A 9315-nucleotide genomic window follows, 5' to 3' on the forward strand; every position below is an offset into this window, starting at 1 on the left:
ACCGGACCCGCTCCCGACGGGAGCTCCTCACAACTTCGCCCGAACCGGGCGAACAGCAGTAACCAACCATCAAAGGGGGTCAGGTTTCAGACGTCGATAGGGGGTCAGATTTCACCCGCCGTTGACACTACCCGACTGCGCGCGGGCACCTAGTCGTCATCACCCGGGCGGTAGATGGACGTCTTCGGCGCTTGCCGGGTCGCCCTCTTGTAGAGCCTGTAGGGATCGAGGCCTTCGACAACGTCGGGACCGAGTTCCAGGCACGCGATAGCGATGTCGGTGAGTGTCATCGCCTGATGTCCACACAGAATGTGCGTGAGGCGGTTCGGGTCCATGCCGACCCGGTACGCGTACTGGTTTTGACTCAGGTTCTCGTCAATGATGCGGTCACGGATCCTGATCGCGAGATGGTGCTGAACGATCGCCGCGACGAGCGTGTCTTGATCGATCCGGCGGCCGTTGTCGTCCGTCGTACGGAACTGGGCGTCGGGAAACCTCCCGAACTTGCGCTCGTGGACGCAGAGTTTCCGGGGCGGAAGGTTCACCCAGCGCACTCTATCGGTGAATCACACAGATGCAGTTTCGTTCGAGGGCCAAAGTTTCTTTCCTTGGCGGAAAGAAATCTCACTGCGATGAATTTTGTCGGAGCGCGAATGACCGCGCAGTTGCGGTGGTCTAGGTGCCGGAAGCGAAATCGGTCGGTTCAGCCCCACCAACGCGGGGCCAGACGCGACGAAGGCCCCCGTCCTGCCAGACGGAGGCCTTCCATGTCGGTTCCGGTTACCAGCCGGGGCCATAGCACTCAATCAACCAGCAAGTTCGAATGGATGTGCCTCATTGACTGTACCGCTAGCCGCATCGCGACTGCAACGGCAATACGGGGGCTTACCGGCGCCGGAGGCGAGGTGCCGGGCGGCGTCATGCCGGCGGACCGATGTGTCCGGCGTCTGGCCGGTACACGGGCCAGAGTGGGACGCCGAGTCCGGCCTCGAGTTTGGCCAGGGTCGCGATGTCGCAGTAGCGACCCCCGGCCAGCACCCGGCTGATCGTGGCATGGCTGACGCCGATCCTGGCCGCCAGTGTCCGCAGACTCACGCCCTGATCGTCGATAGCCTGCCGCAGACTGCGGGCCAGCGCACGCGCCGCGACGGCCGGCGGCGGAGCCCCGGGATCAAGCGGGCCATGGGGCCACGCCGCGGGATCGAGGGCGAACACTCGGGGTTCGCTGGGGAGGTCACGGGCTGCCATCGGTCCAGCTTAGGTCCGGTCCACAACTGCCCTGGTCTCCATATTGTCGTACCCCCACCGCATAGTGGTTCGTATGAGCACCATCGTGGGGGTTGCGGAGGCCGGCTATGACCGCCTCGTGGCAGCCTGCCCTGCCGCTGATCTGGCCAGCCATGACTGACCAGTCCGTCGCCGCGCTCGTCGATGTCGCCACCACCGCGTGGCGGCAGGGCTCGATGGCTGACCAGACCGTCACCAAGTTCAGCGATCTGGCGCGCCGGTTCGTCGCTTTCGCTGCTGCCCATGACGTGACGATGGCTGCTGACATCGACTGCGCAATCTGCGAGGAGTTCGTGCGCGCCCCGGGCCGGTCCCGCAGCGGAATCGCGGGAGGTCCGGCGCTGGCGACCATGCACAACCGCCGCGCGTCGCTTCGGGTGTTGTTCCGGACCGCACGCGCTGAGGGGATTGGCCTTGTCGATCCGACTATCGATATCGAGCTCCCTCAGCGGGGTGAGCGCGGCGCGGTCCGGCCGCTGACCGCGGAAGAGGCCGACGCCGTCCAGTTCTTCGCCGACCGCGGTCCGAGGTCCCGGCACTACACCGCTGTGGCTCTGCTGCTGGCCGGGGTTCGGACCGCTGAGGCCGGCTGGCTCACCGTGGCCGACCTCGACCTGGATGCGGGCACCGTCCGCGCTCACGGTTCTGCGAAATACCAGACGCGTGTACTCACGCTTGATGAGGCTGTAACGCCGTGGCTTCGTGCCCGGGTGCGGCATCTCGCTGACCCCGAGGCGCTGGTGTGTGCCCCGATCAGCGGTGACGCTGCTCGTCGGCAATCGCTGATCGGGATGACTGTGGGTGCGGTGCTGCGTGAGGCCGGGCTCGGTGACGACCGGGAGGTCACCCCGACCTCGCTGACCGCGACGGCCGGCCACCGGGCGTTCACTGCGACTGGACGGATCGAGGACGCGGCCCGGGTGACGGGGTGCCGCTCCCTGGACTCGGCGGCGACCCTGATCGGCTACCACTGGCGCGAGCAAGGCGCCGGGCGATGAACGCGCCGCTGCGGGGCCGGCCCCGCGAGGTCGATCTGATCGAGGCAATCGCTGACTCCTCGCAGGTGTACGCGCTCGCCGCTCACATCCCGGCCAAAGACGAGCGCACCCCAGGGCCGGCTCGCCGTTACCCTGAAGCCCTCGTCATCCTGTACATCACGCTCGCAGGGCTGGTCGGTTCCCACCGACTTGCCGCGAGCGTTCTCGCGGTTCCCGCGTACTGGCAGAGGCTGCGCGAAGGCGCTGCCCGATTCGGCATTGATCTCCCCGCCGACCCACCGCGGCGCTGGACCTGCGAGGACGCCAGGCGCCGCTACCTCACCGCGGCAGGAGCCGACCCCGCCCAGGGCCTTTTCGAAGCGTTGAGAAGCGAGTTCGCCGTTGGTGCGAGGGATCTCGCGCGAGAGCACGGCGCACTCGACAACGCTCGCAGACGCGCTGTCCAGGACCCGCCGCGCGGGAACACGATCGTCGCTGACGGCAAAGTGGTTTCCAGCATGCACGGCGAGAAGGCGCGTGCCCGTCGCCGCGAACGCGGCGCCACGGTCGAGGGCGCGCTCCATGTCCAGGGCGGTGATGGCGGAACCAAGTCCCACGGCCTAAAGTTCTGGCACGCCTCGGTCAGGGTCGACGACCAGGTGAACTCCAGGCTCTACCTCGACATGCGCTATGTCCCGGCGACCGGATACGGCGGCGAGGCCGGAATCGGTACCGCCGCGCTGATCGAGCTCATCAGCACCGAGCCCGGTGCCACCACCCTCTGCTATGACGGAGCCTTGCGCGGGGTGCACCTCCACGAGCTCGCAACTGCCGGGTATCTGATTTTCTCGCCGCCGCACGCCACGACCGCCAAACCCCACGCACTCGAGCAGGTGGCGACCTGCCCATGTGGCAAGCCGCATCGCCTCATCACTGTCGATGGCTACGTCGCGGCCCGGCAGATCAGCGACACCGGCGACAGCCTCGACACCCGACTCGATGTAGCAAGAATCTTCGCGACCGGCCGCGCAGGAGCAACTCGCTGGTACCTCGAGGTCGTCCTCCCATGCGGCAACAAGCACCGTATCCGGATCAACGAGATCGGCTCGGACGGGAAACACCGAATCGAACGTGTACGGCAGTCAGCCAAGGTCGAGGACGATCCGAACGCGCATTTCAACCAGTTCTATGGGCGGCGCGAGGACGCTGAATCGGCAAACAACGTGATCGAGCGGACCTTGTACGGCGGCCGCGCGATCTCTCTCACTGCGGCCGGCCAGTTCCTGGTCATGCTCGGCCATGCACTCGGACGAAATGCTTACGCGCACCTGCTCTGGAGACGACAGCAGGACGCCGACGACGGACCGCCGATCGCGGCCTGACGCCGGCGCGGAGGCACGGAAGGACACCCCACAGACAGAGTCTGACGGCACCTCATACCCTCGCGGCCCACGGGACGCGAGACACTCACCCCTGCCCAGAAACTCCTGACGTAGACTCACCTATCGCAGGCCGACGACCCCACCGAGCCGGTCTGCACCGGACTGAGCCCGGTCGCAACGGCGGAAGCCCAAACTTCCGCCACGACTTCCGCCAGTCCCCGCTCTCGTAGCTCAGGGGATAGAGCACCGCTCTCCTAAAGCGGGTGTCGCAGGTTCGAATCCTGCCGGGAGCACCAAGAGGTAGCAGGTCAGATACGGTTTCTGGCCGCCACCTCGGCGCCTATGCCAGATACATGCCAGACGGTAGCCGTCCGAACAAGAACGGCCCCGGTTCAGCGTTGCACCGCTGACCAGGGCCTCGGACACACCGGAGGCAATTCCGATGCACCGTCATCACATCCTATCCGCGGCCCTGATCGGGGCCGGCACGCTCGCCGTCTACGGCGCGTTCTATCTCCTCGCGCACCTGGTGCTCGATCTGGGCTGGTACGCCGGAGCGCCGTCATGAGCACCACCACGCTGCACGTGTACCCGGCCGGCCGGACGAGTGAGCGCTACGACTACAGCGGTGAACCGTACGACGCCATTCACCGGCTGATCGGCGACCGATACCCGGAGGGCACGTACTGGTTGCCGACCGGTTCGGGGTCGTGGGGATACCTGGTCGGCCCCGGCGGACAGCAGCTCGCCGACGTCGACGTCGAGGTGATCTCGTGAGCCGCGCCGAGGTCCTGGCCCGCTTCACCGCGGCCGTCGCCGAGTTCAATCCGGCCACGATGACCACCGCGGATCTGCTGCTGGTGGTCGAGGCGTTGGAGACGGTGTGCGCACGCCTGACCGGGCCCACGCTGACCGTTGTGCCTGGAGGTGCGGCATGAGCGAGGAAACAGTCAGCTACTACGGCTGGTGCGCCACGTACTGCGATCAGGCGCTAGACGGAGAGATCCCGGCCAGCGGCGCCGATCCTGCCGAGCACGGCCGCTGGTGCCGGTCGATCTCGGTCGCCGCTGACGGCATCGCCGCCGACGGTCAGCCGCGCACGGTCTACGTCGAGGCCAACTCCGAGTACATCCACGGGGAGATTCCCGCCGATCTGGTGCCGCTGCACAACAGGCTGAACAACGTGATCGGCCTGTACCTCCACGGATCCGATGACCCCGACATCGCGCTCACGCCGGGTGAGGCTCGTCAGCTCGCGGCCGCGCTGGTGTACTTCGCCGACGTGGCCAGCCGGATCGACCAGCCCGCGCCACGTTTGCCCCGTTGACCGATCAGCCCTGACGGTCAGGTGAGCAGTTCTGCTCACCTCGCGGGTTCGATTCCCGCGGGGGCACGCACGCAACCGATCCGACCGCCGTTGCCGACGTTCTCAGCACAGCCCGTCGTAAACCAGCTGGCAGTCCAGTAGCTCAGTCTCCGACCTGGACTCGGAGCCACCACCGCAGGGCCCGCATCGTGGTGCCACACCCAAGCTCGACCGGTCACTGGTCGGGCCGCTGGTCGTGGTCTGACGCGGTAAATGAGCATGGTCCGTGGGTCGATTCCGGCGATGGGGAACCAACTTCTGCCACCGATAGGTGTCCGCTACGAACTGCACGTCGGGCGCGTCATGGTGAGGCCTGCGTCTCCCAAGACGGCGCGCATCGGTGGCGGATGAGGCCGACGTATCGTCATCGCTGTCAGTGCCTTCTTCGGTTCGAGTTCGGCAGTCCCCCGCTCGTCAGCGACTGGATGCCCTTCACTGCGTAGATTCCCCGCTCTGAGTGTCTACGCGCTGGCAAACGGTCATCGCGCGAGGGCCAGTACGTGTCTCGCTTCTTGGGCTCGGCCTCGGCCTTGGGCTTGGGCTTGGGCTTGGGCTTGCCGCGCTTAGGCTCTGGCTTCGCGTCGGGTTTGTCGCGACCGAAGGCAATGTCTGGGTAGCGGCTGACGAGCGTGGTGCGCTGCGTTTCGGCCTGCTCGATCTGCTGACTTTCGCTCGCGGTCAACGTTCGCTGAAGCCCCACCCTGCGAAGCTCATAGAGTCTCCAGCAGAGACTCTCGTAGTTCCGCAGGGCGTCGTTGCGCTCACTGCGCGACCTCTCAGACACCGGCGCCACCTATGCTTGTGCGACCGCCACCAACGGTACGCTCAGCACGTCACCGAGTCGTCAGCCTATGACGACTCGGTGTGATGATGTTCGTGAGGCGCCGGTCGATCGCCTGCCAGGCGACCCGAGCCTTCGAGGCCATCGTCACGGCCTCTTCCACGGGAACCTCGCCCGGGCGGACGTACTGCACCAGATCGGCATAGTTGGCGATCGAGCTGGTGATCTCGTCCAGCATCTCGGTATCGGACTTCCTGAACGGCCGCGGCGCGTCATCATCAACCGACGTAACCGTTACAGCCGGTTCGTCGTGTGACAGATCAGCGATGATCTGATCGAGCCGATCGCGGACCCGCACCAGCGAGCCGCGGTTCATCTGCGAGACAACCTCCCGGTTCCGGCCGAACCGATCGTCTGCGACCAGGCGGCCCAGCGACTCCACCCGGCGCTCCAAGTCGAACGCGCCCTTCCAGAACGCGTCAGGCAGCGGCCGCCGCTTACGCGGGGCGCGCTCAGGCTCGTTGCGCTTGCGGTAGGCGATCGTGCGGCACCGGCCTGAGCAGTACCGAGCGTCAGCACGCGCCGGCGAGAACTCAGACCCGCAAGTGTCACACTTCTTCTCCATGTGACGACAATATCTGATAATCGTCACAGGATGACGGAAGTGTGACAGGTAGGTCGGGTTCGGCCCGGGCGCAGCGGAGACGCACGTACGCCGCCCTTGGGCGAGCATGCCTTACTGATAGGGCAGAAAAAGACCCAGCCCTAAGAGGGCTGGGTGGGTGCTTCCCAAGGTAGACGCAGGGGCCGGGAGCTGTCAACAACAGCAGTCACATCTGTCACATTCCTGACTTCGAGCGGCTACCTTCAAGGGATGAAGGTGGGAGTCTACGTCGATGCATTCAACCTGTACTACGGCATGCGGAATCACTGCGGGCGGAGTACACCGGGCTGGCGTTGGTTGGATGTCAGGGGGTTAGCCTCCGAGTTGTGCGGATGGGACGGCGCCGAGATATCACGGGTCGTGTACTGCACAGCGAAGGTAGATGCTAAGGATGACTACGGTGCTCACAGCGATCAGAATGTGTATCTGAGGGCTCTTCGGGCGCACGGCTCAATCGATGTGCTGGAGCTTGGCCGCTATGTCGCATGGCCAAAGATTGCACCGCTCGCGAAGGAAGCGAACTCAGGGCGGGCAGAGATCATTCGACCCGGTGGGCACACGCTCCCTCCAGGACTACCGATCTGGCAGAAGGAAGACGGGACTATGTACTTAGCGCGGGTACGCATGCGCGAGGAGAAAGGGTCCGACGTCAACGTCGCAGCACATCTTCTCGCAGACGTGCTCAGCGGTGAGGTCAACGCCGCCATCGTGATCTCGAACGATTCCGACCTGGCGTTGCCTTTGCGAATAGTCCGGGCCCTAGTTCCCCTCGGAACGGTGAACCCTGGCACCAAGCAACTTGCGGGTGCGCTGCGCGGTTCCGCTTCCGAGGGGCCTGGTCGCCACTGGTGGGCCAAACTGTCGCCGGGCCACTATTACCGAAATCAAATGCCCGAGACCGTTGGGCGCTGGCATAAGCCGCCCGATTGGTGAGCGCGCGCCTTGCCGGTACGCACCGCAAAGTCTGGACCAAAGAATAAACGTTTCACGATATCGTTCAAAGTTGACGGCACGCACTCGGCAAACGATCGGGACTGCACGTACATATTGATATTGAAGGGGGTTGACCGAGTCAATCCAGCGGCTGATAGGAGAACCGGCCGACGCCGGCAAAAAGCAGCTGACGTGCTTCGTCCGCTTGGCGCTTGCCTGCGTCGACGTCACGTATGAGCCTGTACAGGGCCCGTGTATCGATTACCAACCCTCGGGAATCTGCGAAGCCGTTCACGTCGTCATCCTGACCTCGCAGGATTTCGCGGCGATGCCGTGGATCCCTCTCTCGGAACTGGTTGCAGACATACCAGAGAGAATCCTGCTGGCGCTCTCCTTTCGTCTCCTGCACGAAGAGCCCTGCGAATCGGTGAAGCTGGTGCAAGTCTCTCGGCGAAGCGCCCTTCGCATAGCCCTTGACCTCGACAAGAGCGAGCCAGTCGCCTTCCTCGACACGCAGGTCCTCCCGCTTCTCTCTAGTCCCAGCGTCATCCATGTTCGTCACCGAGAACCCAAGGCGTTCGAAAGCCGTCGCCACAATGCCGACGAGGTCGTCGCCAGTCGAGGTCAACAGCCGGCGCCACGTCGCATCTACCTGTGCCGCGACGTCATAGAGCTCCGCCTCGGCGTTCTTAACCGCGGCCTCGTGGGTCGCGATCGCGGTCTCCAAAGCACGCTTCGCGGTGTCGACCTGCTCGGCTGCTGCCCGTTCGGCCGGAAACCTCCACTCCGGGTCATTGCGCCAATCCGGCAGTTCCGGGAATCGGTCCGAGTCAGCCTCCGACCACTGAGTGAGACACCACACCGCCCAGGCCTTGATCGCCTCGGGGTCATCATCGACCCCCTGAGGCAGGTACACAACATCATCAGGTCCGAAGTCGGGGGTATAGCGGGCAGCAAACATATGCCCATCGAGATCGCTGAGGAACGTAGCGGTCGTAGCACGGGCGCCTTCCTCCGCCGACTCGGGCAACCGCCAACATTGTCGAGGCGGTAGCTGTTCCCGGATCAGTGGCAGCACCGACGACTTGATCAACAGCCTCGACTCGGGTTCGAGACCCTCGGGTACATCTAGCTCCTCGCCGAGGGCTGTCGCCTCCCGTGCAGCGCTTGAGGAGTTGATGAATCCCTTCCATGATCCGACCGGTATGCCTCCTACCTGAAGCACCCGCAAGTGATCTGGAAGACCCTCCACGGCGACGCATCCGACGAGCACTACTGCGTCCCAGCTCGGCCACCGGACGGCGATCGTTCGCGCGTTGAACACGCCGTCTGCCAAATTGACATGTAGGTTGCCGACCAGCGGCCGAAGCACAGATTCGTGGTCCTGCCTCGACGCCGGTCCGCGTATGTAGAGGACTCGTGGCCTATCGGCTTCTCCATAGACGGTCACCAGCAAGAAACTACTGCGCGTTGCCATCATGGTGTGCTGGATCTGATCACTTCCCCCGTCAGAGCGTCACCTTCGAGTAGTAGTAGTCGGGCGCCGCTCTCTACCAGGACCTCCTGCGGAACTTCACAGCGAGGGAACTCCACGGACTCGCCGGCCACGATCGCGGCGAGGCGGCGTTCAGTCTGGTCGATCTGCGGGCTGAAGTCGTACCATCCGATGATGGTGTCGGCTTCACGGAGTCGGTCGAGGCGGTCTTGTTCGCGGCAGGCCAGGAGGTGGCGCAGTGGTCCGAGATCCCCCTCAGGGACCGGCGGTGCGGGGGGGTCGTCGGATCCGGCGGGCCATTAGCCTCGATCTTTCATCCGGTGCCTATCCCTGCCTGAGCGGTTCGGATTGATTGCGGCAGGGCTGATTTTGCGGTTCGGGTACGACAGGCTGGCCGGTTGCCGCCGGATCACGGCCGGGTTTCACGGGC

12 protein-coding genes and 1 tRNA gene are annotated in these 9315 nt (G+C 64.8%); 8 read left to right on the forward strand and 5 right to left on the reverse strand.

Going from position 1 to position 9315, the window contains the following annotated elements; translation table 11 throughout:
- Positions 1 to 149 precede the first annotated feature (149 nt).
- Together ACSEEN_RS20910 and ACSEEN_RS20915 are read right to left on the reverse strand one after the other, a co-directional pair.
- A complete protein-coding gene (locus ACSEEN_RS20910; RefSeq protein WP_440714202.1) occupies positions 150 to 545 on the reverse strand; it encodes a hypothetical protein in 396 nt (131 codons plus the stop codon).
- A 373-nt stretch (positions 546 to 918) separates the two neighbouring features.
- A complete protein-coding gene (locus ACSEEN_RS20915; protein ID WP_440714203.1) occupies positions 919 to 1248 on the reverse strand; it encodes a helix-turn-helix domain-containing protein in 330 nt (109 codons plus the stop codon).
- A 107-nt stretch (positions 1249 to 1355) separates the two neighbouring features.
- On the opposite strand from ACSEEN_RS20915, the gene ACSEEN_RS20920 reads away from it, so the two are divergent.
- The 7 genes from ACSEEN_RS20920 to ACSEEN_RS20950 all read left to right on the forward strand — a co-directional run bounded on the left by ACSEEN_RS20920 (position 1356) and on the right by ACSEEN_RS20950 (position 4973).
- The gene (locus tag ACSEEN_RS20920) at positions 1356 to 2285 is read left to right on the forward strand and encodes a tyrosine-type recombinase/integrase (RefSeq protein ID WP_440714204.1); all 930 of its coding nucleotides are present in this window, start codon (positions 1356 to 1358) and stop codon (positions 2283 to 2285) included.
- Positions 2282 to 3646: a hypothetical protein gene (locus tag ACSEEN_RS20925; RefSeq protein ID WP_440714205.1), complete on the forward strand. Its 1365-nt coding sequence runs from the start codon at positions 2282 to 2284 to the stop codon at positions 3644 to 3646. Before ACSEEN_RS20920 ends, ACSEEN_RS20925 begins: the two co-directional genes overlap by 4 nt.
- A gap of 220 nt (positions 3647 to 3866) precedes the next feature.
- A tRNA-Arg gene (locus ACSEEN_RS20930) sits at positions 3867 to 3942 on the forward strand.
- A 146-nt stretch (positions 3943 to 4088) separates the two neighbouring features.
- Positions 4089 to 4214: a hypothetical protein gene (locus ACSEEN_RS20935; RefSeq protein WP_440714206.1), complete on the forward strand. Its 126-nt coding sequence runs from the start codon at positions 4089 to 4091 to the stop codon at positions 4212 to 4214.
- Positions 4211 to 4423, forward strand: a complete 213-nt coding sequence (locus ACSEEN_RS20940) for a hypothetical protein (RefSeq protein ID WP_440714207.1) — start codon at positions 4211 to 4213, stop codon at positions 4421 to 4423. The genes ACSEEN_RS20935 and ACSEEN_RS20940 overlap by 4 nt, the downstream gene beginning before the upstream one ends.
- Positions 4420 to 4584 carry a hypothetical protein gene (locus ACSEEN_RS20945; protein ID WP_440714208.1) on the forward strand — a complete coding sequence of 55 codons (165 nt, stop codon included), beginning with the start codon at positions 4420 to 4422 and terminating at the stop codon, positions 4582 to 4584. Before ACSEEN_RS20940 ends, ACSEEN_RS20945 begins: the two co-directional genes overlap by 4 nt.
- Positions 4581 to 4973 carry a hypothetical protein gene (locus ACSEEN_RS20950; RefSeq protein WP_440714209.1) on the forward strand — a complete coding sequence of 131 codons (393 nt, stop codon included), beginning with the start codon at positions 4581 to 4583 and terminating at the stop codon, positions 4971 to 4973. The genes ACSEEN_RS20945 and ACSEEN_RS20950 overlap by 4 nt, the downstream gene beginning before the upstream one ends.
- A gap of 412 nt (positions 4974 to 5385) precedes the next feature.
- Here the strand turns inward: ACSEEN_RS20950 and ACSEEN_RS20955 are convergent, their stop codons facing one another.
- Together ACSEEN_RS20955 and ACSEEN_RS20960 are read right to left on the reverse strand one after the other, a co-directional pair.
- A complete protein-coding gene (locus ACSEEN_RS20955) occupies positions 5386 to 5694 on the reverse strand; it encodes a hypothetical protein (protein ID WP_440714210.1) in 309 nt (102 codons plus the stop codon).
- A gap of 151 nt (positions 5695 to 5845) precedes the next feature.
- On the reverse strand, positions 5846 to 6418 hold the full coding sequence (locus tag ACSEEN_RS20960; protein ID WP_440714211.1) for a hypothetical protein: 573 nt from the start codon (positions 6416 to 6418) through the stop codon (positions 5846 to 5848).
- A gap of 249 nt (positions 6419 to 6667) precedes the next feature.
- Here ACSEEN_RS20960 and ACSEEN_RS20965 point away from each other — a divergent pair, with 249 nt between their 5' ends.
- Complete coding sequence (locus ACSEEN_RS20965) at positions 6668 to 7390, forward strand: NYN domain-containing protein (RefSeq protein ID WP_440714212.1); 723 nt, start codon at positions 6668 to 6670, stop codon at positions 7388 to 7390.
- Between the two features lie 139 nt (positions 7391 to 7529).
- On the opposite strand, the gene ACSEEN_RS20970 is transcribed toward ACSEEN_RS20965, so the two are convergent.
- Positions 7530 to 8840, reverse strand: coding sequence for a hypothetical protein (locus tag ACSEEN_RS20970; protein ID WP_440714213.1), 1311 nt, complete (start codon positions 8838 to 8840; stop codon positions 7530 to 7532).
- Positions 8841 to 9315 lie beyond the last annotated feature (475 nt).

The organism is Gordonia marina (assembly GCF_052036135.1).
In the GTDB taxonomy this organism is placed as follows: Bacteria; Actinomycetota; Actinomycetes; order Mycobacteriales; family Mycobacteriaceae; genus Gordonia.

Bases quoted from the DNA above. Each gene is read 5' to 3' on its own strand.
- ACSEEN_RS20915 (WP_440714203.1), bottom strand. From the start codon at position 1,248: ATGGCAGCCCGTGACCTCCCCAGCGAACCCCGAGTGTTCGCCCTCGAT.
- ACSEEN_RS20920 (WP_440714204.1), top strand. From the start codon at position 1,356: ATGACCGCCTCGTGGCAGCCTGCCCTGCCGCTGATCTGGCCAGCCATG.
- ACSEEN_RS20925 (WP_440714205.1), top strand. From the start codon at position 2,282: ATGAACGCGCCGCTGCGGGGCCGGCCCCGCGAGGTCGATCTGATCGAG.
- ACSEEN_RS20935 (WP_440714206.1), top strand. From the start codon at position 4,089: ATGCACCGTCATCACATCCTATCCGCGGCCCTGATCGGGGCCGGCACG.
- ACSEEN_RS20940 (WP_440714207.1), top strand. From the start codon at position 4,211: ATGAGCACCACCACGCTGCACGTGTACCCGGCCGGCCGGACGAGTGAG.
- ACSEEN_RS20950 (WP_440714209.1), top strand. From the start codon at position 4,581: ATGAGCGAGGAAACAGTCAGCTACTACGGCTGGTGCGCCACGTACTGC.
- ACSEEN_RS20960 (WP_440714211.1), bottom strand. From the start codon at position 6,418: ATGGAGAAGAAGTGTGACACTTGCGGGTCTGAGTTCTCGCCGGCGCGT.
- ACSEEN_RS20965 (WP_440714212.1), top strand. From the start codon at position 6,668: ATGAAGGTGGGAGTCTACGTCGATGCATTCAACCTGTACTACGGCATG.